A 25,743-nucleotide genomic window follows, 5' to 3' on the forward strand; every position below is an offset into this window, starting at 1 on the left:
AGAGAACTGGAAACGCAAAAAATGGCCACCGTCTTCAACATCCTTGCCATTCTGGTCATGGCCGCCGTGGTGGTCGTGCTGATCAGGGGCCTCATCAACATGATGCGCGGCGGCTCCGGCGTGACGTCCAACAAGCTGATGCAGGCCCGCGTTCTGCTGCAGGCCGTGGCGCTGGCGCTGATCCTGCTGGCCGTGTATTTCACCCGCAAGTAAGGGCCTTTCGGAGGCGATGTGGTCAAGCTCAACAAGATCTACACCCGCACCGGAGACGACGGCACAACCGGCCTCGGCACGGGCGAGCGGCGGCTGAAATCCGATCTCCGGGTGGACGCCTATGGCACGGTCGACGAAGCCAATGCCTGTATCGGCATGGCCCGCGTGCATACCGCACAGAGCCATCAGGCGATCGACGCCATGCTTGGTCGCATCCAGAACGACCTTTTCGACCTCGGCGCCGACCTCGCCGTGCCTGATGACGGCAAGCCGCTCGGCTACGAGCCGCTGCGCATCGTTGCCGCCCAGACCGACCGTGTCGAGCACGACATCGACCTCCTCAACAAAGACCTCCAGCCGCTGAAATCCTTCGTGCTGAACGGCGGCACGCCGGCGGCGGCCGCCCTCCATCTCGCCCGCACCGTGGCCAGGCGAGCCGAGCGGCTGATGGTGGCCCTGGCGCAGGACCCGGCCGAACACGTCAATCGCGACGGGCTGAAGTACATCAACCGCGTCTCGGATTTCCTGTTTGTCGCCGCTCGGGTGGTCAATGACAATGGAAATGCCGACGTGCTATGGGTTCCCGGCAAGAACCGCTGAAACGGACCGGAGGGCGGGAGGGGCCGACGACCGATGTTCATCCCGCTTTACGACACCAACAGGCTGCGCCATATCAGGCTGCAATATGTAACGATCGGGCTGATCGTCGCCAACGCCGTGATCTATTGCGCCACGGCGCTCGGCGGCAAGGACTTCACCAATGCCGCCGTGCTTGGCCTCGGCTTCATCCCCTCCGTCGTTCACGACACGGCCGAACTCGACCCCCGCTTTGTCATCATCCCCGAGAGCCTGAGCTACCTCACCTACTCTTTCCTGCACGCCGACATTTTCCATCTCGGCGGCAACATGCTGTTCCTTTGGGTGTTCGGCGACAATGTCGAGGACGCGCTCGGCCATATCAGATACCTGATCTTCTATTTCCTGTGCGCCATCGCCGGAGCCGCTTTCCAGGGGCTCATCGCCTGGGATTCACAAGTGCCCCTAATCGGCGCCTCGGGCGCCATTGCGGGCGTGGTCGTCGCCTACCTGATCCTCTATCCCAGGGTGAAGGTGTGGGTGCTTGCCTTTGCCCGCATCCCTTTGCGCATTCCAGCCTTCATCCCGCTCATACTGTGGGTGGCGTTCCAGGTCGTCATGTTCGCGGCCGGCGGCGAGGATCGGATCTCCTGGGCCTGCCACATCGGCGGCATCATTGCCGGCGCGGTCCTGGTGCTGGTCCTGCGCAGTCGCGGCGTGCCGCTGTTTGCCCCCGCCGACGAGGATGCCGTGGTTCCGACCCCCGAACAGCCGCCGGCCGTTGGCGAACCAGCGACGCCCCAAACGTCCGCCACCACGGCGCGCTGGGGCCGGGGAAACCCTTCTGGCCCAAACTGAACCGATTTGAGCAGCTTCCAGCGTATTGACGGCAAGGGTTGCCACAATTACGGAAACGTCTCCGTCGCAGCCCAAGGCGGGCAAAGACCAGAATTTCCATCCGGCCAGAATTCCGTCTGGCCGGAATTCAGTCAGGAATGTCGGCTTTCGACAACTCAGAAAGGGCGCAGGCTGCTATAGCGCGCCCAACTAGCGTGAAGAGGTGACAGGCAAATGAAGATCCTTGTGCCCGTGAAGCGGGTTGTGGACGCGAATGTGAAGGTTCGCGTGAAGGCCGATGGTTCGGCTGTGGAACTCGCCAACGTCAAGATGGCGATGAACCCGTTCGACGAGATCGCGGTCGAGGAAGCGATCCGGATCAAGGAAGCCGGCAAGGCCGAGGAGATCATCGTCGTGTCGATCGGCCCGCAGCAGGCGCAGGAAACACTGCGCACCGCGCTCGCCATGGGCGCCGACCGCGCCATCCTGGTCAAGACCGACGAGCAGACCGAGCCGCTCGGTGTCGCCAAGGTGCTGAAGGGCGTGGTCGATGCGGAGAAGCCAGGCCTTGTCATTCTCGGCAAGCAGGCGATCGACGACGATTCCAACCAGACCGGCCAGATGCTGGCCGCCCTGCTTGGCTGGGCCCAGGGCACGTTCGCCTCCAAGGTCGTGCTCGAAGGCGACAAGGCCAAGGTGACGCGGGAGGTCGACGGCGGCTTGCAGACGGTGGAGCTGAAGCTGCCGGTGATCGTCACCGCCGACCTTCGCCTCAACCAGCCGCGCTATGCCTCGCTGCCCAACATCATGAAGGCCAAGAAGAAGCCGCTGGACGAGAAGAGCCCGGCCGACTACGGCGCCGACGTCAAGCCGCGCCTGAAGGTCATCAAGACCGAGGAGCCGGGTGGCCGCAAGGCCGGCGTCAAGGTCAAGAGCGTCGCCGAACTGGTCGACAAGCTCAAGAACGAAGCCGGCGTTTTGTAAGCGATCGGGAAAGGAACAGATAAAATGGCAATTCTCCTCATCGCCGAACACGACAACGCCACCCTTTCCGACCAGACCGCCAAGGCGCTTTCGGCCGCCCTGCAAATCGGCTCGGACGTTCATGTGCTGGTGGCCGGCAAAGGCGCCAAGGCCGCTGCCGATGCAGCCGCGAAACTGAAGGGCGTCGGCAAGGTGCTGCTCGCCGAGGCCGACGAACTCGCCGAGCGCCTGGCCGAGCCGACGGCGGCACTGGTCGTCTCGCTGGCTGGCGCTTACGACACGATCATCGCGCCGGCGACGTCCGCTGGCAAGAACATCGCGCCGCGCGTTGCGGCCCTGCTCGATGTTGCGCAGGTTTCCGAGATCATCGAAGTGGTGTCGCCTGACACCTTCAAGCGGCCGATCTACGCCGGTAACGCCATCCAGACGGTACAGTCGACCGATGCAAAGAAGGTGATCACCGTGCGCACCGCTTCCTTCCAGGCGGCACCCGAGGGTGGTTCGGCTTCGGTCGAGACGATTCATGCGGCGGCCAATCCCGGCCTCTCGACCTTCGTCGAGAACAAGCTGTCGGAGACCGACCGTCCGGAGCTGACCTCGGCCAAGATCATCATCTCTGGCGGCCGCGCGCTCGGTTCCTCGGAAAAATTCCAGGAAGTCATCCTGCCGGTCGCCGACAAGCTCGGTGCCGCCGTCGGTGCTTCCCGCGCCGCCGTCGATGCGGGCTATGCGCCGAACGACTGGCAGGTCGGCCAGACCGGCAAGGTCGTCGCCCCCGATCTCTACATTGCGGTCGGCATCTCCGGCGCCATTCAGCACCTCGCCGGCATGAAGGATAGCAAGGTCATCGTCGCCATCAACAAGGACGAGGAAGCGCCGATCTTCCAGGTTGCCGACTACGGCCTCGTCGGCGATCTCTTCGTCATCTTGCCGGAGTTGCAGAAGGCGCTTTGACGCTTCCGCGCAACCGTATTAAATTACGAGGGGTGGGGTAGACGAAGTCGCCCCACCCTTTTAGTTTGCACCGCACAATAAGCAGGCCACAAGGCTGAGAGCAATTCCAGCGGCAGTGCGCAGGGGTTTTTGCGCCGGGAATTGCGGGAAAACAAAGAGATGGGGCGGTTCGCGATTGTGGCGAAAAACGCTCCGGACGGGATCGGGTAATGAGCAAGATCGAGACGATCGGCATCATTGGTGCGGGCCAGATGGGCGGCGGCATCGCCCACGTCTCCGCGCTTTCGGGCTACAAGGTGCTGATCTACGATATATCGCCCGACCGTATCGAGAAGGGCATCGCCACCATCAGCGGCAACATGGCCCGTCAGGTGGGGTCCGGCAAGCTCGACGAGAAACTCCGCAACCAGGCCATGGCACGCATCGCGTCGGCACCGGCGATGGCCGATCTTGCCGGCGCCGATCTGGTGATCGAGGCAGCGACCGAGGACGAAACCGTCAAGCGCAAGATCTATGCGCAGCTCTGCCCGCAGCTCAACCCCGAAGCGATCCTGGCGACCAACACCTCGTCGATTTCGATCACAAGGCTAGCCGCGCAGACCGACCGGCCGGAGCGCTTCATCGGCATTCATTTCATGAACCCGGTTCCGCTGATGAAGCTGGTCGAACTGGTGCGCGGTATCGCCACCGAGGACCAGACCTTCGAGGCGGCGAAGACCTATGTGAAGCAGCTCGACAAGACGATCACGGTCTCGGAGGATTTCCCGGCCTTCATCGTCAACCGCATCCTTCTGCCGATGATCAACGAGGCGATCTACACCCTCTATGAGGGCGTCGGATCGGTCGATGCCATCGACACCGCCATGCGGCTCGGCGCCAACCATCCGATGGGACCGCTGCAGCTTGCCGATTTCATCGGCCTCGACACCTGCCTGTCGATCATGCAGGTGCTGCATGACGGCCTGTCGGATTCGAAGTATCGCCCCTGCCCGCTGCTGGTCAAATATGTCGAGGCCGGCTGGCTCGGCCGCAAGACCGGACGCGGCTTCTACGACTATCGCGGCGAGCACCCCGTTCCGACACGCTGACGCGTCCGCTCACGAGGCCGCGGCGAGCGGCTTGGGCGGTTCTGACCTGTCGTCGCCGATCTTGCCGTCCGGCGCCACGGAAACGCATCCGCGCCCGGCCGCCTTGGCCGCATAGCAGGCGGCGTCGGCCCTTGCGATGATCTCGTCGACTTCGCCGCAATTGGCGCAGATCGCCGTCAGCCCGATGCTGGCGCCGATCGCGTGCGGCCGGCCATCCCAGGTGAAGTTCAGGCCGGCTATCGCATCGATGATGGAGCGCGCCGCGATCCTCGCGCCGGGTGCGGAACCCGACTTCAGGATGACAGCGAATTCGTCGCCGCCCAGGCGCGCGACGATGTCTTCAGGACCAAGCACGCCGCGCACCGCCTCGGCGACCCGCTTCAGCAGGGCGTCTCCCGCCGCGTGACCGCCCGTGTCGTTGACCAGCTTGAAATGGTCAAGGTCGATGAACATGAACTGATGGTGGCCCCCAGCCGTCGTGCCGTCCTTGCGTGCCTGATCGACCAGTCCCTCCATGGCGCGGATGAAGCTCGAGCGGTTGGCAAGCCCGGTCAGCGCATCATGGGCGGCGGCATGGGCAAGCTGGCGCTGCAGGGCGCGCGCATCGGTGAAATCCTGGAAGACGATCACCAGACCGCCGAATTCGTTGCGTTCGTTGATGATCGGCGACACGACCTGGCGGATGCTGCAGCGTGTGTCGTCGCGACGGATGAGGACCGCGCGGCTGTTCTGGTCGGAGCGCGCCTCTTCGCCTGTCGCCGGCCGCGTCATGCCGATCCTGTGGCCCGTCTCCTCGTCGACAGCCCAGTAGACATGGCTCAGCGTCTTGCCCAGCGCGTCGTCGCTGGAAACGCCGGTCAGCTTTTCGGCCACCGGATTCATGAAGGTGACGCGGTTCGCGGCATCGGTGCAGATGACCGCATCGCCGATCGATTGCAGCGTCACCTTAAGCCGCTCCTTCTCGTCGGCCAGCATCGCCGCCGCGACGATGAGCCGTTCTTCGGCCTGCTTGCGCAAGGTGATGTCGGTCAAGCTGCCGATCGCTCTGACCAGCTGTCCGTCGGCATCGCGCTCGATTGCCTTGCCACGGTCGAGGATCCAGATCCAGCGGCCGTCCTTGTGGCGCATCCTGAACTCGGCCTCGAAGAATTCCGTCTGGCCGTCGAGATGGGCGCGATCGGCCTCCGCGACCGTGGCGCGGTCGTCTGGATGGATCATCGTCAGCCAGCGGTCGGGGTCGCCATCGAGCTCGCCATCCCCATAGCCCAGCATCTTGACCCAGGTGGCGGAATAGGTCGTGCCCCCCTTGCGCATGTCGAAATCCCAGACACCTTGACCGGCGCCGGCGAGCGCGAAGTTCCAGCGCGTTTCGGCCTCGGTGATGCGCGCTTCGGCCTGCTTGCGCGCGTCGATATCCTCGATCTGCGAGACGAGATAAAGCGGGCGCCCACTCCTCCCATCGCGAATGACGGAGCCGGCAAGATTAGCCCAGACGGGTGTACCGTCCTTCTTGAGATAACGCTTCTCGAAGTGGAAAGTATCGACGGTGCCCGCCCTCAGGCCGGCCATCGTTTCGCGTCCGATCTGCAGATCGTCGGGATGCGTGATCTGGAAGAAGGTCAACGCCTCGATTTCCTCGCGGCTGTAGCCAAGCATGGTGGCGAAGGCGGGGTTGGTCTGGAGAATACGCCCGTCGAGGCTGACGATGGCGATGCCGATGGCCGAGTCCTCCATGGCCCGGCGGAACCGCTGCTCGCTCTCCGTGATCTGCCGTCGATCCTCCGAGATTCGACCGATGAACAGATATGCCAGGAAAAGCGCGCAGACCGTCACGGCGACCGATATTTGAAGGCAAAGTCTGAGTGCTTCCGCGCCGACGTCCAGCCTTGACGGCACAAGCGAGGCGGCCACCACGGCAAGACCGGCCACAAGCAGCGCCAGCGCTGCATGCTTGTACCGTCCCGGCCCGATGATACTTCGCAATGTCACGATTTATGCCACCCCCGTGGGCAATCGCTTTTTTTCCATCGAAACCCTGAAGGATCGATTTTAAGGAAAGGTTGCGTCCGGGGCATCGGCGATATGGACAACCGGCAAACAATTGCCGGCATGATTAAGGATCGGTATTCACGGGGTCTGGGCGCGGTATCCTGCTACCAACGCACGAAAAACCGACCGCCGAGCGCGCCAAGCAAGGCAAGGGCCGCGATGGCGATCGTGTACCAGGTGGCAACGAAAAGCGGCGAATCGTCGAAGCAGTGCGCCGCATAGAAAGTCGCCGCCAGCCCGCCGGCAAGCAGCCCCGCGGCCGCGCCGGCAAGCACCGGCCGTGTCGGCGCGCCATAGCGCAGCATCCACAGGAAGATGGCCAGCGGACCGATGCCGATCAGCGGGATGAAGGTCATGCAGATCATCATGTTCGAACCGATCATGCGCGTGCCCCACAGCGCCTGCGGTACCATGAAGAGCTCCAGCACCACGGCCACCGCGACCAGCAGCGGCGCGGCGATCATCGCCGCCATTGCCCGGCCTGTCGCCGCACCCGGAGTCGACAGGGCTCGGATCAGGGCGAAGGCGCTGATGGCGAGCACGATGGTGAAAACAAACTTGGACAGGAAGCGCATCGTGTGCGCGGCAACCATGAAGTCGGGGCGCGGCCCGATCGTCATCATGAAAACAGCGGCCGCGACGACGACGGCCGCGCCGGCCGCCAGCCACCAAGCCAGGCGCAACGGCATCGCCTTGCTGCGGGCATCGGCGTCGAGCGCCTTGATGAGATCGTCGGTCTTCATGTCATTCCCGTCCGAACCGCCCCTGTCCGAATCGCTTGGCTATGGCGGCAAGTCCCCGATGCAGCGATACACGCACCGCCGTCTCGCTGATGCCGAACTTCGCCGCCGTCTCGCCGATCGAGCGACCCTCCACGGACACGGCCGAAACCACGGAACGCTGTGCCGGCGGCAGGCCGTCGAGCGCCCGGTTGATGTCGCGTTCGCTGACCGTATCGGTCTCCGGCTCGGCAAAAGTCTCGGCGATGTCGTCGACATCGATCTCGATGCGCCGTCCGCGCCGCCGGAACGCGTCGATCAGCTTGAAACGGGCAATCGCATAGACCCAAGGCAGGACCGGCGCGTCCTGGCGCCAGGTGTGTCGCTTCACATGAATTGCCAGCAAGGTTTCCTGCACGACGTCCTCGGGATCGACCCCGCCCTGCACGATCTTGCGCCTGACAAAGCCGCGGATGAGCGCGGCAATCCGGTGGAGAAAGTCGGCATAGGCCTTTTCATCTCCCGCGATCGCGGCCCGCATCAGCCGGGAAAGCTCGGCCTCGTCTTTGCCGCTCACAAGAGTTCACTCCCCGATCTTCGCGCCTCGGCACTGATTTGTTACGTGGCCCGCGAAATAATGTCCAAGCCAAACTACCGGCAAATCACGAAAGTTTGCGGGATGGTCCGCGAAATTCCCGGATGGGTTCTCTGGTTTCCAGTCCAGGGGCGAGGACAGCACGGACCAAGCTTTGTTGACGTAGGGTAAACCCTTCTGTAGCGTCAAAGGATCGGAGGGCGGCCGAAATGGATTTCATTGAACGCATTTTTGGATTTTCTCCGGACAATGGCTCGGGAACTTTCGAGGGCAGCCTTGTCATTGCGGCCATGGTCCTTGTCGCCGCCATCTACTTCTACCGGAGACAGAGATCACTGAAGAAATAGCCGCTGGAAAATCGGCGGGGACACGTCCGCCAGGAAAAACATTACCGTTGCGTCCTCTCAGCGTGGGAAACACGACATGGCAGGATCTCTGGTCAACCACATCAGAACCGCGGCCCTGCTGTTGTTCGCCGCCGAATTCTGGAAGCGTCTTGCCACCGGGCTGAAAGTGCTGTTTGCGACGATCCGCATGCTGCTATGCCGGCTGGCCAAGGGCCAGCGGCTGCCAAGCCCGGCGCAGAACGATTGCTGTATCCAGCTGCCGCCCGACATCTACAAGCGCGCCGATCCTCTTCTTTATGCCCAGTACTATCTGATGGCGCAGGGCCTCGCGGTCACCTGGGACAATCCCGACATCGACATTTTCGACGGCGCCGCGCCAGTCACCGGCGCGCTCCAGCCAGCACACACATATCGCGTTCGCGTGCGTGTCTGGAACGGGTCTTACGACGCCCCGGCCATCGGCGTCGGAGTGGCGCTGTCCTACCTGTCCTTCGGCGCACAGACCGTTTCCCGTCCGATCGCCAGCACCGCCGTCAATCTCGGGGCCAAGGGCACGATCGATTGCCCTGCCTATGCCGAGTTCAGTTGGACCACGCCCGCCACCAGCGGCCACTATTGCCTGCAGGCACAGCTCTCCTGGGGCGATGACGCCAACCCCGGCAACAACCTAGGCCAGAAGAACGTCAACATTGCCGAGATGCGCTCACCGGCAAGGTTCGTCTTCAGCGTACGCAACGAGGCCTCGGTCGTCCGGCGTTTCCAGATCGAGGCGGACTGCTACGGCCTGCCGAAGCTGCAGCCATGTGCCCCGCCACGCGGCCAAGGTCGGGGCGAGAGCACCGACACCCCGCAGCCGCGGCTCGCCGAGAGCAAGGCACGCTGGGCCAGGGCCCTCGAGGACCAGGCCTATGGCCGGTTTCCCATCCCGGACGACTGGTCGGTCAGGATCGTTCCAAGAACGCTTTCACTGCAGCCGCGCCAGATCACCGAGATCGCCGTCGAGATCGAAGCGAAGGACGCCGCCTTCCGTGGCTCGAAGACCTTCAATGTCCATGTGTTCACGATTGGCGAAAGCGGATCGCGCACCATGACCGGCGGTGTGACGCTCACCGCCACGAAAGGCTGAACGTTCCGATGGCCTACAGGCACTATACGAGCTGCTTCCTCTATCCCGCCGGTGGCAAGCCCTACAACGAGGACGACCGGCTGGCTTTCCTCGCCGGCCAGGCGCTGCAGATCATCGTTATCACCGGGCTGGCAGCCGCCTTCGGGTTGCTGCTGGGGCCGGTCGGTGCGGCACTTGCCGCGGCAATCGCATTTCTGGCGTCCGCCACCGCCACGATCGACAAGGCCGCCGGGGAATGGCTCAACCATCGCCTGGTCTGCCTCGACAAGGACAATCCGAAATGCGCGGTCGGCATCGTCTCCTACAATCCGTTCCGCAGCGATCTCGGCGCCTTCGACAACGACCAGTATTTCGACGTCATCCTGATGCCGCATCCGACGGCCGAGATCCTCAACGCCGAGACCAACGAGGCGGCTTTGGCGGCCGCCAATCGCTACAATGCCGACGGCAGCGTCGTCGCGGAATTCGCCGCCAGCATCGCGGCCCATCCGGCCAACGACATTCTCAATGACGGCTTTCAGGGTCATGAGCTGCTGTTGCCGCGCGATGATCTTAAGACCGACCTCGGCTACGCACCCACCGACGACCATGCCCGCTGGGGCCTGCACTGCGAGGCCGAGGGCGACTTCTGGATCAAGATGCGCCAATGGGCGCCGGCCATCGTCATCCTGCTGACGGCGGCTCTGGTCGTCACGGCGGCCGCGGCGGCCGCCGGCGCCGGTGTCGGGGCGGCCGTCGGCTGCGCCATAGGGTCGTTTTTCCTGGGTGCGCTGGGCTGCGCCATCGGCTCGTTCCTGGGAGGATTGCTCGGGGCGGCCATTGGCGGCGCGATCGGCGGCGCGGCGTCCTACTTCGGCGGGGTCAAGCCGGTCCTGCAGGGGCTGTTCAACTGGAACCCCGGCAATGTCGAGGACGCCAATGTCGGCGACAAGGCGCTCGGCCCCATCAGGATGGGCGATCATGTCGCCGTCCTCGGCGAACATGTCTATGACGGCTATCACCAGGGCTGGCACGAGTTTCATCCGCTGATGGCGGTGGTCAAATTCGATGCGGCCGCGGGTGTCGACGCAAAACACTATCTTCAGTGGAACCCGGACTTTCCCGACATGGGCACAGTCCCGCCCAAACCGCCGGGCGAGGCCACCGACCTCACCGCGCAGGATATGCGTGACGGGCTTGGCAGCACGGCATTCAGGACACGCTGCGAGAACCTGCGCAGAACCTGGTGCGCCATGCTGAACGACGCGTTCGATCCGGAGACCAAACGAACACAGCAGGGCCTGGATCAGCGCTGGACCATTCATCCCATGGTCGATGGCTGCATTCCGCAGGAGCAGCCACCGGCACCGCATATCGGGTGATGTCAAATGCGTCCGACACGCGAAACCGTGATGATGCCGATTGGCTTTCAATCTTGACTAACCCATTCATGAATTGATACTCGGACGCACCCGCAGTGCGGGCAACCCGAGGAGTACCTTATGAAATCCCCCCTTCTTGCCCTGGCCAGCGTAGCGGTGCTTGCAATCAGCCTGGCCGCCGGTCCGGCAACGGCCGAAGATGCCGGCATCATCGTCTATAATGCCCAGCATGAAAGCCTGACCAAGGAATGGGCCGAAGGGTTCACCAAGGAAACCGGCATCAAGGTCACCTTGCGAAACGGCGGCGACAGCGACTTCTCCAACCAGATCGTCTCCGAAGGCGCCGCCTCGCCCGCCGACGTGTTTTTGACGGAGAATTCGCCGGCCATGGCGCTGGTGGAGAATGCCGGCCTGTTCGCGCCGGTCGACGCCGACACGCTGGCTCAGGTCCCGCAGGACTATCAGGCGGCCAGCGGCAAATGGGTGGGCGTGGCCGCGCGCAGCACCGTTTTTGCCTACAACACGACCAAGCTCAAGGCTGATCAGTTGCCCAAGTCGATGCTCGATCTCGCCGATCCGAGCTGGAAAGGCCGCTGGGCGGCTTCGCCTTCCGGCGCCGATTTCCAGGCCATCGTCAGCGCGCTGCTGCAACTCAAGGGCGAGGCCGCCACGGCCGACTGGCTGAAGGCGATGAAGGAGAATTTCACCGCCTACAAGGGCAACAGCACGGTGATGAAGGCGGTCAATGCCGGCGAGATCGAAGGCGGCGTGATCTACCACTATTACTACTTTGGCGATCAGGCCAAGACCGGCGAAAACTCCAAGAACGTCGCGCTGCACTATTTCAAGAACCAGGATCCGGGCGCTTTCGTGTCGGTCTCCGGTGGCGGCGTGCTCGCCTCGAGCAAGCACCAGAAGGAAGCCCAGGCCTTCCTGAAATGGGTGACCGGCAAGGGTGGCCAGGACGTGCTAAAGAACGGAACCTCCTTCGAATATGCGGTCGGCAAGGACGCCCAGTCCAATCCGAAGCTGGTGCCCCTGGCCGACCTGCAGGCGCCGAAGGTCGACGCCACGACGCTCAACTCCAAGAAGGTCACCGACCTGATGACGGCAGCCGGCTTGCTTTAGTTGGCGTTCGTCCTAATAAGAACGTCAGACCGTGCTCCCGCGGACTCTCTTTCCGCGGGAGCGTTTTGTTTTTCGAGATTGCATTCGTCGATGACGACACGTTGCCTATCCGACCGCGACCGTGGTCCTTCAATTGCCGCCGCCGGGCGGCAATGGCGCGGCGTGTGAGCTGATGCAGTCCGCGGTCCATCTCGCGCGCCCGGGCCTGCCGCCCAAGATGCGCCGGCGGGCGCAACGGCGGGCGGCGCCCTGGCTTGTCGCCGCCGCCATATCTGTCTCCCTGCTGGCGCTGCTGCCGCTCGCTTTCATCATAGGGATCGCGGTGCAGACCGGCTGGGAGGCCGTCTCGGCACTGATCTTCAGGCCACGTGTCGGCGAACTGCTGGTCAACACCGGCCTGCTGGTGCTGCTGGCCGTACCGATCGCCATCATCTTGTCGGTGACGCTGGCCTGGCTGACCGAACGCAGCGACCTGCCCGGTGCCCGGCTCTGGGCCTGGCTCTGCGTGGCGCCGCTCGCGATCCCCGCTTTCGTGCACTCCTATGCCTGGATCACCATGGTGCCCGGGCTGCACGGCCTGTGGGCAGGCGTGCTGGTGTCCGTCATCGCCTATTTTCCCTTCCTTTACCTGCCGGTATCGGCGGCGCTGCGCCGCCTCGATCCCGCCCTGGAGGATGCGGCGGCGGCACTTGGTCTCGGACCCTGGCGCGTGTTCTGGCGTGTCGTGTTGCCGCAGCTCAGGCTCGCAATATGCGGCGGCTCGCTGCTGGTCGGCCTGCATCTGCTGGCCGAATATGGCCTCTACGTCTTCATCCGCTTCGACACCTTCACCACCGCGATCGTCGACCAGTTCCAGTCGACCTTCAACGGCCCGGCCGCCAACATGCTGGCCGGCGTGCTGGTGACCTGCTGCTTCGTGCTGCTCGGCCTCGAAGTGTTGGTGCGCGGCGAGGAACGTTATGCCCGTGTCGGCTCTGGTGCCGCGCGGTATCAGCAACGCATCGGCCTAGGCCGCGCCACCATCCCGAGCCTTGCCTTGCTCGTCGTCACCACGCTGCTGGCGCTTGGCGTGCCGTTCGTCACCATCGGGCGCTGGCTCCTCGCCGGCGGCGCCGATGTCTGGCGTCTCGACGAAATTGGACTGGCGCTCGGCCAGACGCTGTTCCTGTCCCTTGCCGGGGCGCTGCTTGCCACTGTCGCGGCGATGCCGATGGCCTGGATCTCGATCCGCGCGCCGGGACCGCTGCAGCGCCTTCTGGAGGGATGCAATTACATTGTCGGCTCGCTGCCGGGTGTCGTCATTGCGCTGGCGCTGGTCACCATCACCGTGCGCATCGCCCTGCCGCTCTACCAGACCCTGTTCACCATCCTGGTCGCATATGCCTTGATGTTCCTGCCGCGTGCCCTGGTCAGCCTGCGCGCGTCGATCGCCCAGGCGCCGGTCGAGCTCGAGCGCGCCGCGTCGAGCCTCGGCCGGCGGCCCCTCAACGCGCTGTGGTCGACGACAATCCGCCTGTCGGCGCCGGGTGCGGCGGCCGGCATGGCGCTGGTGGCGCTCGGCATCATGAACGAATTGACCGCGACCCAGATGCTGGCGCCGAACGGCACCCGCACGCTGGCGATGGCGTTCTGGTCCTACAGCAGCGAGATCGATTACGCCTCGGCCGCTCCTTACGCCTTCATCATGGTGGCGATGTCGCTGCCCCTGACCTGGCTGCTCTATGTCCAGTCGAAGCGGATGGCCGGACGATGAGCTTTCTTGAACTCCGCAATCTGCACAAGCATTACGGCCCGGTCGCTGCACTGGCCGGCGTCGACCTGAACGTCGCCAGCGGCAGCCGCACGGCGATCGTAGGACCTTCCGGCTGCGGCAAGACGACCTTGCTGCGGCTGATCGCCGGCTTCGAGGCGCCCGATCAGGGCCGCATCGTGCTCGACGGGCAGGTGCTGGCCAATGGCGGCGCCGCCGTTCCGGCGCATCGCCGCGGCATCGGCGTGGTGGCGCAGGACGGCGCCCTGTTCCCGCATCTGACCATCTCGGACAATATCGGCTTCGGTATGGGACGGGACGATGACAAGCGCGCCGAGCGCATCGTCGAACTTGCCTATATCGTTGGACTGGACAAGGCGATCCTGAAACGCCGCCCGCACGAGCTCTCCGGCGGTCAGCAGCAGCGCGTGGCGCTGGCCCGCGCCATGGCGATGAAGCCGCGGCTGATGCTGCTCGACGAGCCGTTCTCGGCCCTCGACACCGGCCTGCGCGCCTCGATGCGCAAGGCTGTGGCCGAACTTCTGGAGGCGGCCGGCATCACCACCATCCTGGTGACGCACGACCAGGCCGAGGCGCTGTCCTTCGCCAGCCAGGTGGCGGTGATGCGGGATGGAAAATTTTCCCAGGTCGGCACGCCGCGCGAACTTTATCTCAAGCCGAAGGACAGGATGATCGCCGAGTTCCTCGGCGATGCCATCATCCTGCCGGCCAGCGTCTCGGGCGGCTTCGCCAGCTCCCCGCTCGGCCGCATCGCGGTCGATACGCCGGACAGCCGCGATATCGTCCGCATCATGCTGCGGCCGGAACAGATCGGGCTGAAACGCACCTCGCGCGAGGGCATGTCGGGCACATCGGACATGCTGTTCGGCGAGGTGACGGAATCGGAGTTCGCCGGCTCGACATGCACGGTCGCGGTGCGGCTCCTGAACAATTCCGATCCGCCGGACGCCGCCGCCATCGGCGGCACGCCGCTGATCCTGCGCAAACCCGGCATGGACGCACCGGCGGTCGGCGAGATCGTACGGCTGACTGTATCGGGCAAGGCGCATGTCTTCACTTGAGAGCGACGGCTGAACGAGTTGAACCCCAGCGAAGTGGCCAGCTCACGCCGTGATGCGTTCGCCTGTTTCCGCTGAATAGATCGGCCATTGCTCGAGAAAATCGCAACTGTGCACCACCACGCACTCGTTGGCGCTGTCGACGAGGATGACGGCGTAGGAAGGCGGCGCCTGTTCGACGATCTCGCTCGATCGGTCGAGGGCAAGCTCGAACCGGGCATGTAGGCCGCGCTGCGCCGAGAACGGAATGCCGGCAACGGTGCCGGCAATGTCGCGATGGACATGGCCGAAGAAGATGTGGCGAACGTTGCCATGGCCCCGCAGCAGGCCGAGCAACCGCTCGGGCTGTTCGAGCGCCAGCGGATCGAGCTGCGGCAGGCCGAGCGCGACCGGCGGATGATGCAGGAAAACGTAGGCTGGCCTGCCGCCGGATTGTCCCAGCCGGGCTTCGAGCCAGGCGAGCCGGCTGTCGCACAGTTCGCCTTCTATGCGTCCTTCCGCCAGGCAGTCGAGAAACAACAGCACCCTCGTTGCCGGTATCGTGGACCGACTGCACGAAGCCGTTTTCGTCGACCGCAATTTCGGGAAACGCGGCGACGAGATTGGCCCGCCGGTCATGGTTGCCCGGCAGCAGCCTGTACGGCATGGACAGTGTGCCAAGCGCAACGCGCAGATCGGCATAGCTCTGCGGCGCACCGGTCTCCGTCAGGTCGCCGGTGAAGACGCAAAGCGCGGCGTCGGGGTGATGCGCATTGATGTGCGCGATGCACCGATCCAGCCGCTGATGCAGGTCCGCCCCATAGCGGCGCTCACCTCGCCGGCCAAGATGCACGTCGGTGACCTGGATGATTTTCATGCGCGTCTCTTGGCTGAGCGTTTGGGAAATCAAAGCGCCGGCTCGGGCACGGAAGCCTTGAAGACATCGAGACGGGTCCCTGTCTCCGACGAGAAGAAGTGCATGTCGTCCGGCGAGATCTTCAGGCCGACGGTGCTACCGGGTTCGGGATGAACGGCCTCCGAGGTCATCACCGAAAACGGCGCGCCGTCGAGGTCGACATAGATCACCCGCCCCGCACCCAGTTCCTCGACCAGGTCGACAGTCGCATCGAGCGCGCCCGGCGTTCCCGGCGCCACCAGCCGGACGGCTTCCGGCCGGATGCCCATCGCCACCTTCGTACCGACCGGCAGGCCGGCGCGAGCCATGCCCAGGCGCCGGCTGCCGCCGAGCAGCGACAGCCCGTCGAGTTCGACGGTGCCTTCAAGAATGTTCATGGCCGGCGCGCCGACGAAGGTAGCGACGAAGCGGCTGGCCGGGCGGGTGTAGATCTCACCTGGCGTGCCGACCTGTTCGACCCGTCCGCCATTCATCACCACCAGCCGGTCGGCCAGCGTCATCGCCTCGACCTGATCGTGGGTGACGAAGACGGAGGTGGCGTTCAGCCGGCGATGCAGTTTGCGGATTTCCGAGCGCATCTGCACGCGCAGCTTGGCATCGAGATTGGACAGCGGTTCGTCGAACAGGAAGACTTTCGGTTCGCGGATCATGGCCCGGCCCATGGCGACGCGCTGCCTCTGACCGCCCGAAAGCGCCATCGGCTTGCGGTCGAGCAGATGCTCGAGCTCAAGCGTGCGGGCCACCGCCTGGATCCGCTGGTTGCGCTCGGCCGAGGGAACACCTGATACCTTCAGCGAATAGCCGATGTTCTGCGCCACGCTCATATGCGGATAGAGTGCGTAGTTCTGGAACACCATGGCGCAGCCGCGCTCACGCGGCTCGAGCTTGTTGACGACGGTCCCGTCGATGGCGATCGTGCCGTCGGAAATCTCTTCCAGCCCGGCGATCATGCGCAGCAAGGTGGACTTGCCACAGCCGGACGGGCCGAGGATGACGACGAACTCGCCCGATGCGAAGTCGAGGTCGACGCCATGCACGACCTGCGTCTTGGCATAATTCTTCTTGACGCCGCGTATTGCGATGGAGGCCATCTTTGTCTCCTTGTTACTTCTCGGTGGCGATCAGGCCGCGCACGAACCAGCGCTGCATCAACACCACGACAATCATCGGCGGCAGCATGATGATGAGTGTTCCGGCCATGGCGATGTGCCATTCCGGGGCGCCACCGACATTGGGGATCAGCTGCTTGAGCTCGGTCACCGCCATCGCATGCGACTGGTCGGTGGTGATGAGCAGCGGCCACAGATACTGGTTCCAGGCCCACAGGAACATGATGGTGCCGAGCGCGGCCATATTGTTGCGCGACAGCGGCAGCAGCACGTCGATGAAGAACCGCAGCGGCCCGGCACCGTCCATGCGCGCGGCCTCGGTCAACTCGTCCGGCACGGTCAGGAAGAACTGCCGGTAGAGGAACGTTCCGGTCGCGGTGGCGACCAGCGGCAGGATCAGGCCGCTATAGGAATTGAGCAGCCCCAGGCTCAGTGCAACCCGCACGCCCGATACTTTCTCGATCAGCGAGGACAGCCCGGTCAGGTCCAGGATCGTCTGATAGGGCTCGAGCACGTTGGCGACCACGGCGTAGGTCGGCACGATGCGCACTTCGAGCGGCAGCATCAGCGTGATGAAGATCAGCCAGAAGATCAGCATGCGGCCAGGATAGCGGAAGTACACGATCGAGAAGGCGGTGAGCGCCGAGATGATCACTTTGCCCGCCGCGACGCCGAACGCCATGATGAAGCTGTTGAGCAGCTTGGGGCCGAGATCGGCCGTCACCCAGGCCGTCTTGATGTTGACCCAGAAGTCACTGCCCGGCAACAGCGACATCGGCACATCGTTGACGTCCTTGAGATTGTGCGACGCGGCGATCGCCACGATGGCGAACGGCGCGACACAGAAAACGAAGCCGACGAACAGGATCAGATGCGTGAAGAAATTGAGGAACGGGGTGCGTTCGACCATGATCATCTCACCTGTAGTGCACGCGCCGCTCAATGAAGCGGAACTGGACAATGGTGAGGGCGACGATCAGCACCATCAGGATAATGCTCTGCGCGGCCGCGCCCGAATAGTCGAGGCCTTTGAAGCCGTCCGAGTAGATCTTGTAGACCATCAGGTTGGTGGCGTTCGCCGGTCCGCCTGATGTCATGATGTCGACGATGCCGAAGGAGTCCTGGAAGCTCTCGGTGATATTGATGACGAGCAGGAAGAAGATGGTCGGCGTGATCAGCGGGAACTGGATGTCCCAGAAGCGCCTGAGGACACCGGAGCCGTCCATCGCCGCCGCCTCGATCAGGGATCGCGGGATTGCTTGGAAGGCCGCGAGGAAGAAGATGAAGTTGTAGCCGACATATTTCCAGGAAAAGGCGACGATGATCGAGGCCATGGCATCAGCGCCGTCGAGGCCGGGATCCCAGAAGCCGGGCCAGACCTGGTTGACGACGGCCATGAAGCCGGCTTCCGGCGCCAGGATGAACCGAAATGCCAGCGCCAGCGCTGGCGCGGCGATGCCGTAGGGCCAGATGAGCACCACGCGATACAGCCACGAGCCGGCAAGCTGCCGGTCGGTCAAGGCGGCCAACACCAGCGCGATGAACATCGCCAGGCCGGTGCTGATGGCCGCGAAAATCAGGCTGGCGGTGATCGAGTTCCAGTAGTCGGCGTTGGACAGGATCGAGCGGAAATTGTCGAGGCCGACCCAGATGTTGCCGCCGCCCCAAGGCTGCTGCAGCGTCAGCGACCAGTATACCGCCTGGCCGGCCGGCCAGTAGAAGAAGGTGAAGATCAGGAACAGCTGCGGCACCGCGAACAGGATACCGATCGTCCATCTGCTGAAAGTGACGCGTTTTTCCATCGGTCCGCCGACGCCGCTCAAGCGGCTCGCTTGGTGCAAGGTGAGACTAATAACGAAATGGCCGCCCGTCGACCCAAGCATGATCCCGGAAACTGGAAACCGGTTTCGCGATCATGCTCAACGGGAGTCGCCGGACGGGCCAGTGCATTTCAGCGGATCAGGGCAGCGTCTTGCCCGGATAGGTCTGCTGGAAGCGGTCGAGGATGGCGTCGCCGTTCTTGACCAGCGTGTCGAGACCCTCCTGGACGCTGACCTTGTTGGCGAAGATCGCCTGCATCTGCGTGCCGAACTCGGCGCGGATCTGGGTGAAGTTGCCCAGGCGCACGCCACGGGTGATCTCTGTCGGCTCCGACGCGGTCAGGCTGGCGATCGCGACTTCACGACCCTTGTAGGGCGCCTTGTCGTAGAACCCTTGCGACTTCAGGTATTCGAAGCCCGACTTGGTCACCGGGATGTAGCCGGTGTTGGTCGACCAGAACAGGGCGGTCTTGGGGTCATGGATGAAGTTGAGGAAGGCGGCCGCGCCCTTGTATTCCGCGTCCGACTTGCCGGACAGCACCCACAGTGAAGCGCCGCCGACCAGCGAGTTCTTGCGCTCGGTGCCGGCATAGACCGGCAGTTCGGCGACATCCCACTTCATGCCTTCCTTCTGCGTGCGGCCGACCGTGCCGTGGTCGCCGACCGAAGTCAGAATGACCTGGCAGGTGCCGGTGGCGAAGGCCTGCACCATGTCCTGGCCGAGATCCTTCGACTTGATCTTGATCAGGCCGGCGTCATACCACTTCTTCAGATCGGTGACGTACTGGACGAATTTGGTCTTGTTGACCTCCAGACGGGCATCGAGACCGTCATAGCCATTGTTCTTGGTGGCGATCGGCTGGTTGTGCAGCGCCGAGAACTGCTCCATCAGCTGCCAGCTTTCATTGGCCGAGATGTTGATCGCCATCGGGCATTCATAGCCGGCGTCCTTCAAGGCCTGGAGATCGGTGGCGACATCTTCCCATGTCTTGGGCGCTTCGGTCTTGCCGATCTTGGCGAAAGCATCCTTGTTCCAGTACATCAGCGGGGTCGAGGAATTGAACGGAAAGGACAGCATCTCGCCCTTCGACGTCGCGTAGTAGCGCGCGATGCCGGGGAAATAGTCGGCGTAGTCGATCTTGTAGCCGTTTTCTTCCATCAGCTTGTCGGCGGGCTTGTAGGCGCCCGACAGCATCATGGTGGCGGTGCCGACGTCGTAGACCTGGACGACGGCGGGCTGCTTTCCGGCGCGGAAGGCGGCGATGGTGTTCTGCAGCGTCGCGTCGTAATTGCCCTGGCTGGTGCAGGTGACTTCATAATCCTTCTGCGAGGCGTTGAAGTTCTTGCACAGCGTATCGACGACGCGGGCAAGATCGCCAGAAAGGCCGAACCAGAAATCGAATTTTACCGGTTCCGCGAAGGCAGGAACCGCCACCGCCGTGCTGAGCACGCCTGCGGCAAGGGCAGCGAGGCCCCGCTTGATGATCGTCATGATTTCTTCCCTCTTGAATGACTGTTGACAAGGGTCTGCGCAAGTCCTTGCCCGCTCTCTTAGAGAAGGTATGTGACAGTTCTGTTGTGGCCTCCCGGGCCTGTGGACAGCCGGTCTTTCCTCCCCCTCGGCGGTTGCGCCGGCATGAAAACGTCACACCGGCGCCTTAGGTAGCTAGGGCGGCTGTCAGGGACGTAAAGGCCGTCATGGTTATCCGGCTAAAGGGATGATGAAATGCTGGTGAAGCAAGCGCCATGAGCCGCTGTTCGCGGCCCTTGCCGAACGCGGCTATGATTGGCAGGCGGCCAACGACATGGACCTGCCCACCCAGCGCCGGCCTGCCGGCATGCCGGTCGGCCGCATCGACTGGTTCTTCACACGCGGCCTCGCGGCCAGCGCGCCAGCGGTCCTTCCGGCGGTGTTGCCGGACGGCAGCCCGAGCTCGGATCATGAAGCCCTGACCGTGACCGTTCGCCTGAAATAGCCGCCATCTTCAAGTCGATGCGGCTGAACCGGTCGGTGCCTTTGCGGCCAGCCTGCGCCACGAAGGCACGCTATGGTTGCAGGCGACTTTATCGATCCTTCAACAGCCAAGCATTAATCAGTCATATTTCTTTTTTTATTTCCTGTGGCTAGGGGGAAATAAGATGCTGAAGGTCTATAACTGCATCGTGCACCAGCACGATCTGCGACTGGTCGCACTGGCAGCGCTGATCTGCGGAATTTCCTGTTTCTCTGCTGTAAACCTGCTTCACCACATCAGCCGCTCGGGGGACCGTAACCGGCTGGTCTGGCTGATGATATCGGCGACTTCGACGGGGTTCGGCATCTGGGCAACGCATTTCATTGCCATGCTCGCCTTCACGCCGGGCATCCCCAGCGCTTACGATCCGGGGCTCTCCGTGATCTCGCTCGCCGCCTCGGTCGCATTGACGGCGGCCGGCATGTGGATCGCCACCTTGCGGGACGAGATCGATTACCATCTCGTCGGCGGCGCCATCCTGGGCGGCGGCATCGCAGCCATGCACTACGTCGGCATGGCGGCGTTCGAGGTCCAGGGGCGGATCGAATGGAACCTGATGCTTGTCGCCGTTTCCCTGCTGGCCGGTATAACGCTTGCGGCACTGGCGCTGCATGTCGTTCTGCGCCGCCCTTCCTTGTCAGCGACATCCGCCGGCGCCGTGCTGCTGACGCTGGCTATCTGCACCTTGCATTTCATCGGCATGGGCGCCGTCTCGATCTTTCCCGATTCCTCGATTGTCATATCGCAGTACACGATCGCGCCGACCTCGCAGGCTTTCGCGGCCGCGGCCGCCACCCTGGTGATCCTGGTTCTGTCGGCATCGGCGTTGTGGATCGACCTGCGCTTCCGTCGCCAGAAACTCGAGGTCGACCGCATGCATGGCCTGGCCAATGCAGCCGTGGAAGGCCTGATCGTCTGCGATGGCAGTCGCATCGTCAGCGCCAATGACAGCATGGGCAAGCTGACCGGCGCGCCGGCTACGACCCTGAACGGCATGCAACTGGGCGAACTTTTCGACGAACGCGCAGCATCCGATGCGACCAGCCTGGAGGGCCAGCCGCAGGAAGCGGAGTTGAGGAGCCGCGATGGGACGAGAATACCCGTCGAACTGATCGCCAGGAGCATCGATTATTGCGGCAAGCCCCACAATGTCATCGCCGTACGCGACATACGCGAACGCAGGAAGGCGGAGCAGGAGATCCTTCGCCTTGCCCATTTCGATCCGCTGACGGGGCTTGCCAATCGCCGCAGTTTCTCCAGCCGTCTCGACGCGGAAATCGCATCGATGAACCGCGTCGCGACTGCCGACGCAAACATCAAGGGCCGGCATCTTGCGCTCTTGCTGCTCGACCTCGACCGCTTCAAGGAGGTGAACGACCTCTACGGGCACGGCGCCGGCGATGCCATGTTGCAGAAAGTGGCAAGCTGCGCGTCCGGCGTTCTGCGCCACGGCCAGATGCTTGCGCGCCTGGGCGGCGACGAATTCGCCATCATAGCCCCCAATTTGCCCGACCCGCAGGCGGCGGGCCGCATCGCCAATACGGTGCTCGCCGCCATGCGTGAGGAAAACCGGGCAGCGGTCGGTGGCGGGCTGGTCTCGGCCAGCATCGGCATCGCGATCTATCCGCTCGATGCCGAGGACCAGACCAGCCTGATCAGCCATGCCGATACGGCACTCTATCGCGCCAAGACCGAAGGCAGGGACACGTTTCGCTATTTCGAAGCCTCGATGGGCGCCGAGGCTCGCGACAAGCGCGTGATGGAGCACGAATTGCGCCAGGCCGTCGTGCGCGGTGAATTCTACCTCGTCTACCAGCCCCAGAAGGAGATCAGCAGCGGCAAGATGGTTGGCTTCGAGGCCCTGATCCGCTGGCGCCATCCTGAGCGTGGCGAGGTTTCCCCGGCAACTTTCATTCCGGTGGCCGAGGACAGCGGCGCGATTGGCCAGATCGGGGATTGGGTGCTCGAGGCGGCCTGCGAGGAAGCCGCACGCTGGGAAAACCCGCTGACGGTCGCCGTCAACGTCTCCGCGGTGCAACTCCACAACCCCAATTTCAGCCGCAAGGTCCACGAAACCTTGCTGAAGACTGGCCTTGCCCCGACCAGGCTCGAACTCGAGATCACCGAAACCGCGCTGGTGAAGGACATGCCGCGTGCGCTGGCAACCCTGCGGCAGGTCAAGGCGCTCGGCGTGCGCGTGGCCATGGATGATTTCGGTACCGGCTATTCCTCTCTTTCCAACCTGCGCGCCTTCCCCTTCGACAAGATCAAGATCGATTCCTCCTTCATCAAGGCGGTCGACACGAACGGCCAGGTCGCGGCGATCGTGCGCGCGGTGCTGGGGCTGGGGCGCGGCCTTGGCCTGCCGGTTCTGGCCGAAGGCGTCGAGACGCTTGGCGAGTTGAAGTTCCTTGACGCCGAGGCCTGTGAGATCGGCCAGGGCTACTATCTCGGCAAGCCGGCGCCGATCGAGGCGTTCGACGACCTGACCGGCCACGGCAAACCCGCTCCGGTGCGTGCCGGCCGCCGGGATGGCAGCCTCGTGCTGCTCAAGCCGAGCGTGCGGTCGGCTTAAAGCGCGACATGCGTTGGCTCACGACCCGAGCGCCGTCTCGACCAACCGCTTGGCGTCCGGCCCGGACCATTCGGCCGGACCGTTCATATGGGCGATCAGGCAGCCTTCGCCGTCGATCAGCATGGTGACGGGCAGGCCGAGCGCCAGACCGCGCGTCTTGAGGTCGTTGAACAGTGTCATCGTCGAATCCCGGTAGTAGCCGAGCGTGTGCACACCGGTATCGGCGAGAAACTTCTTCGGCTTCACATCGTCGCCGGCATCGACGTTGACGGCGACGACCTGAAAGGCGTCGCTGCTTTTCTCCTTTTGCAGCGCATCGAGCGCCGGCATTTCGGCACGGCATGGCGCGCACCATGTCGCCCAGAGATTGAGCAGCACCGTCTTGCCGGCATGGTCGGCGATCGTCATCGGCTTGCCGTCCGGCCCGTTGAAGGCGAGGCTTCTCATCGACTGCGGCGGATCGGCCGGCAAAAGTGCCGCGACCTCACCGGTGGCCGCGGCCGCCACCTTCTTGGCACGATCGCTCTTGGCGGCGCAGGCGACGTCGTCCTTGCTGTCGCCGGCGGCCACCTGCGCCGGTGCGTTGTTGCCAGACCGGCTCTCGCTGACATATACCGCGACCGCACCGGCCAGCGCTCCCGCCACCAGGGCGGCGAGGATCAGGCGCGGGGCCGGGAAAAATCTGTTTCCGTCTGCCATTTTCTCAAAACTGCTCCGAAGCACGGGTTTTATAGCGATGAGCGACAAGAAGACCAGCAACCAGATGTGGGGCGGACGATTTGCCTCGGGTCCGGCCGCGATCATGGAAGCCATCAACGCGTCGATCTCGTTCGACCGCAAACTCTACGCGCAGGATATTCGCGGTTCGATCGCCCATAGCGAGATGCTGGCGCAGACGGGCATTATTTCGGCTGCCGATCAAGAAAAAATCGCTCACGGCCTGAACACGATCCTGAAAGAGATCGAAGCTGGCACGTTCGAGTTCTCGACCAGGCTGGAAGACATCCACATGAATGTCGAGGCCCGGCTCGCCGACCTGATCGGCTCGGCGGCCGGCCGGTTGCATACCGCCCGCTCGCGCAACGACCAGGTGGCGGTCGATCTGAGGCTCTGGGTCAAGGACGAGTGTTTTCGCGTCGCCGAGGCGTTGAAGGGGTTGATCGGGGCGCTGCTGGAACGGGCCGGGGAACATGCGGCGACCGTGATGCCGGGCTTTACCCATATGCAGGCAGCACAGCCGGTGACCTTCGGCCACCATTGCATGGCCTATGTCGAGATGTTTTCGCGCGACCTGTCGCGCGTGCGCGACGCCATCGAACGGATGGACGAAAGCCCGCTCGGCGCCGCCGCCCTTGCCGGCACCAGCTTCCCGATCGACCGCCACCAGACCGCCAGGGCGCTCGGTTTCCGCGAGCCGATGCGCAATTCGCTGGACAGCGTCTCCGACCGCGATTTCGCGCTGGAGTTCCTCGCCATGGCCGCGATCTGCGCCACCCATCTGTCACGGCTGGCGGAAGAGATCATCATCTGGTCGACGCCGCAATTCGGCTTCATCAGGCTGTCGGATAGCTTTTCCACCGGCTCTTCGATCATGCCGCAGAAGAAGAACCCCGACGCCGCCGAACTGGTGCGCGGCAAGACCGGCCGCGTCAATGGCCATCTGGTCGGCCTGCTGACGGTCATGAAGGGCATGCCTTTGACCTATGGCAAGGACATGCAGGAAGACAAGGAATCGGTCTTCGACGCCGCCGAGACGCTCGACCTGATGCTGGCCGCGATGACCGGCATGGTCTCGGACATGACGGTCAATGCGGCCGCGATGAAGAAGGCCGCCGGCTCCGGCCACGCCACCGCCACCGACCTTGCCGACTGGCTGGTGCGCACTTTGGGCCTGCCGTTCCGCGAAGCCCATCATGTCACCGGCCGCGCAGTGGCGCTGGCCGAAGAGAAGAAGGTGAGCCTGGAGAAGCTTGCGCTGGAGGATCTGCAATCGATCAACCCGGGCATCACTTCCGACATATTCTCGGTGCTGGCGGTGCAGAACTCGGTCAAGAGCCGCACCAGCTTCGGCGGCACCGCGCCGTCGGAAGTGAGGAAGCAGATCCGCGCCTGGAAAAAGCGTATCGCCAAGGCGTGATCCCGGATATTGCGATCAGCAATATCCCGATGTTGCGACCAGAAATATCCCGATGTTGCGACCAGAAATATCCCGATGTTGCGATCGGCAATATCCGGGGTGCAATACGTTGAGAACTCGGCTAAAAGCGGCGGCTGGCAAACGTTTCGGACGGATGGATCGATGACCGGAAGCAGGATTTTGGTAACGCTGACGCTGCTTGCGGCGCTTGCCTCCGTGACCGCCTGCGGCCGCAAGGCCGGCCTCGATACGCCGTACGAGGCGGCTGTCCAGGCGCGCAAGGATGCCGAGAAGGCCCACCAGCCCGTGCCGCCGGAACCGGAAAAACCGGTCGTGGACAAGAAGTTCATCCTCGACCCGCTGATCTAGCACCCGCCAACTTCCGG

24 protein-coding genes and 1 pseudogene are annotated in these 25,743 nt (G+C 63.7%); 15 read left to right on the forward strand and 10 right to left on the reverse strand.

Translation table 11 applies throughout. The annotated features are described in order from the left end of the window. Positions 1-21 precede the first annotated feature (21 nt). The 6 genes from EN845_RS20380 to EN845_RS20405 all read left to right on the forward strand — a co-directional run bounded on the left by EN845_RS20380 (position 22) and on the right by EN845_RS20405 (position 4,652). Positions 22-213: a twin transmembrane helix small protein gene (locus tag EN845_RS20380; RefSeq protein ID WP_127277870.1), complete on the forward strand. Its 192-nt coding sequence runs from the start codon at positions 22-24 to the stop codon at positions 211-213. 18 nt (positions 214-231) lie between these two features. Next, complete coding sequence (locus tag EN845_RS20385; RefSeq protein ID WP_127277871.1) at positions 232-813, forward strand: cob(I)yrinic acid a,c-diamide adenosyltransferase; 582 nt, start codon at positions 232-234, stop codon at positions 811-813. A gap of 33 nt (positions 814-846) precedes the next feature. Next, positions 847-1,647 carry a rhomboid family intramembrane serine protease gene (locus EN845_RS20390; protein ID WP_127872239.1) on the forward strand — a complete coding sequence of 267 codons (801 nt, stop codon included), beginning with the start codon at positions 847-849 and terminating at the stop codon, positions 1,645-1,647. 213 nt (positions 1,648-1,860) lie between these two features. Next, the gene (locus EN845_RS20395; protein ID WP_127872238.1) at positions 1,861-2,610 is read left to right on the forward strand and encodes an electron transfer flavoprotein subunit beta/FixA family protein; all 750 of its coding nucleotides are present in this window, start codon (positions 1,861-1,863) and stop codon (positions 2,608-2,610) included. Between the two features lie 24 nt (positions 2,611-2,634). Next, positions 2,635-3,564, forward strand: coding sequence for an electron transfer flavoprotein subunit alpha/FixB family protein (locus tag EN845_RS20400; RefSeq protein ID WP_127872237.1), 930 nt, complete (start codon positions 2,635-2,637; stop codon positions 3,562-3,564). Positions 3,565-3,773: 209 nt separating this feature from the next. Continuing rightward, positions 3,774-4,652 (forward strand): 3-hydroxybutyryl-CoA dehydrogenase, encoded by an 879-nt coding sequence (locus EN845_RS20405; RefSeq protein WP_013892834.1) that lies wholly within the window; start codon positions 3,774-3,776, stop codon positions 4,650-4,652. A 9-nt stretch (positions 4,653-4,661) separates the two neighbouring features. Here EN845_RS20405 and EN845_RS20410 read toward each other — a convergent pair whose 3' ends face one another. The 3 genes from EN845_RS20410 to EN845_RS20420 all read right to left on the reverse strand — a co-directional run bounded on the left by EN845_RS20410 (position 4,662) and on the right by EN845_RS20420 (position 7,997). After that, positions 4,662-6,641, reverse strand: coding sequence for a PAS domain S-box protein (locus tag EN845_RS20410; RefSeq protein ID WP_127872236.1), 1,980 nt, complete (start codon positions 6,639-6,641; stop codon positions 4,662-4,664). A gap of 164 nt (positions 6,642-6,805) precedes the next feature. Then, the gene (locus tag EN845_RS20415) at positions 6,806-7,444 is read right to left on the reverse strand and encodes an NrsF family protein (protein WP_127872235.1); all 639 of its coding nucleotides are present in this window, start codon (positions 7,442-7,444) and stop codon (positions 6,806-6,808) included. 1 nt (position 7,445) lies between these two features. Further along, the gene (locus EN845_RS20420) at positions 7,446-7,997 is read right to left on the reverse strand and encodes a sigma-70 family RNA polymerase sigma factor (RefSeq protein ID WP_127280286.1); all 552 of its coding nucleotides are present in this window, start codon (positions 7,995-7,997) and stop codon (positions 7,446-7,448) included. Positions 7,998-8,438: 441 nt separating this feature from the next. Here EN845_RS20420 and EN845_RS20425 point away from each other — a divergent pair, with 441 nt between their 5' ends. The 5 genes from EN845_RS20425 to EN845_RS20445 all read left to right on the forward strand — a co-directional run bounded on the left by EN845_RS20425 (position 8,439) and on the right by EN845_RS20445 (position 14,809). Next, positions 8,439-9,488 carry a hypothetical protein gene (locus EN845_RS20425; protein ID WP_127872234.1) on the forward strand — a complete coding sequence of 350 codons (1,050 nt, stop codon included), beginning with the start codon at positions 8,439-8,441 and terminating at the stop codon, positions 9,486-9,488. Positions 9,489-9,496: 8 nt separating this feature from the next. After that, positions 9,497-10,849, forward strand: a complete 1,353-nt coding sequence (locus EN845_RS20430) for a hypothetical protein (protein WP_127280288.1) — start codon at positions 9,497-9,499, stop codon at positions 10,847-10,849. Positions 10,850-10,969: 120 nt separating this feature from the next. Next, positions 10,970-11,977 carry an iron ABC transporter substrate-binding protein gene (locus EN845_RS20435; RefSeq protein ID WP_127280289.1) on the forward strand — a complete coding sequence of 336 codons (1,008 nt, stop codon included), beginning with the start codon at positions 10,970-10,972 and terminating at the stop codon, positions 11,975-11,977. Between the two features lie 172 nt (positions 11,978-12,149). Continuing rightward, a complete protein-coding gene (locus EN845_RS20440) occupies positions 12,150-13,730 on the forward strand; it encodes an iron ABC transporter permease (protein WP_167531491.1) in 1,581 nt (526 codons plus the stop codon). After that, entirely contained in the window at positions 13,727-14,809 is a 1,083-nt protein-coding gene (locus EN845_RS20445) for an ABC transporter ATP-binding protein (protein ID WP_127280573.1), read from the forward strand. The genes EN845_RS20440 and EN845_RS20445 overlap by 4 nt, the downstream gene beginning before the upstream one ends. Before the next feature lie 42 nt (positions 14,810-14,851). Here the strand turns inward: EN845_RS20445 and EN845_RS36130 are convergent, their stop codons facing one another. From EN845_RS36130 to EN845_RS20470, 6 genes and pseudogenes are all read right to left on the reverse strand, one after another. Continuing rightward, positions 14,852-15,325 carry a hypothetical protein gene (locus EN845_RS36130; protein ID WP_245464512.1) on the reverse strand — a complete coding sequence of 158 codons (474 nt, stop codon included), beginning with the start codon at positions 15,323-15,325 and terminating at the stop codon, positions 14,852-14,854. Positions 15,326-15,461: 136 nt separating this feature from the next. Further along, positions 15,462-15,662, reverse strand: a pseudogene (locus EN845_RS36135) (metallophosphoesterase); the annotation flags it as partial. A 29-nt stretch (positions 15,663-15,691) separates the two neighbouring features. Then, positions 15,692-16,792: a sn-glycerol-3-phosphate import ATP-binding protein UgpC gene (locus tag EN845_RS20455; RefSeq protein ID WP_127872232.1), complete on the reverse strand. Its 1,101-nt coding sequence runs from the start codon at positions 16,790-16,792 to the stop codon at positions 15,692-15,694. 13 nt (positions 16,793-16,805) lie between these two features. After that, positions 16,806-17,720, reverse strand: a complete 915-nt coding sequence (locus EN845_RS20460) for an ABC transporter permease subunit (RefSeq protein WP_127279189.1) — start codon at positions 17,718-17,720, stop codon at positions 16,806-16,808. 7 nt (positions 17,721-17,727) lie between these two features. Further along, on the reverse strand, positions 17,728-18,612 hold the full coding sequence (locus EN845_RS20465) for a sugar ABC transporter permease (RefSeq protein WP_127279190.1): 885 nt from the start codon (positions 18,610-18,612) through the stop codon (positions 17,728-17,730). A 157-nt stretch (positions 18,613-18,769) separates the two neighbouring features. Next, positions 18,770-20,122: an extracellular solute-binding protein gene (locus tag EN845_RS20470; protein ID WP_127872231.1), complete on the reverse strand. Its 1,353-nt coding sequence runs from the start codon at positions 20,120-20,122 to the stop codon at positions 18,770-18,772. A gap of 313 nt (positions 20,123-20,435) precedes the next feature. On the opposite strand from EN845_RS20470, the gene EN845_RS20475 reads away from it, so the two are divergent. Continuing rightward, positions 20,436-20,606 carry a hypothetical protein gene (locus EN845_RS20475; RefSeq protein WP_245511774.1) on the forward strand — a complete coding sequence of 57 codons (171 nt, stop codon included), beginning with the start codon at positions 20,436-20,438 and terminating at the stop codon, positions 20,604-20,606. Between the two features lie 163 nt (positions 20,607-20,769). Then, entirely contained in the window at positions 20,770-23,220 is a 2,451-nt protein-coding gene (locus EN845_RS20480) for an EAL domain-containing protein (RefSeq protein WP_127872230.1), read from the forward strand. Between the two features lie 18 nt (positions 23,221-23,238). Here the strand turns inward: EN845_RS20480 and EN845_RS20485 are convergent, their stop codons facing one another. After that, complete coding sequence (locus EN845_RS20485; RefSeq protein WP_127872229.1) at positions 23,239-23,919, reverse strand: TlpA disulfide reductase family protein; 681 nt, start codon at positions 23,917-23,919, stop codon at positions 23,239-23,241. A 37-nt stretch (positions 23,920-23,956) separates the two neighbouring features. On the opposite strand from EN845_RS20485, the gene argH reads away from it, so the two are divergent. Both argH and EN845_RS20495 read left to right on the forward strand, forming a co-directional pair. After that, positions 23,957-25,357 (forward strand): argininosuccinate lyase, encoded by a 1,401-nt coding sequence (gene argH / locus EN845_RS20490; protein ID WP_127872228.1) that lies wholly within the window; start codon positions 23,957-23,959, stop codon positions 25,355-25,357. A 162-nt stretch (positions 25,358-25,519) separates the two neighbouring features. Further along, a complete protein-coding gene (locus tag EN845_RS20495; RefSeq protein ID WP_015315543.1) occupies positions 25,520-25,726 on the forward strand; it encodes a lipoprotein in 207 nt (68 codons plus the stop codon). Positions 25,727-25,743 lie beyond the last annotated feature (17 nt).

Source organism: Mesorhizobium sp. M8A.F.Ca.ET.202.01.1.1 (assembly GCF_004791595.1).
Classification (GTDB): domain Bacteria; phylum Pseudomonadota; class Alphaproteobacteria; order Rhizobiales; family Rhizobiaceae; genus Mesorhizobium.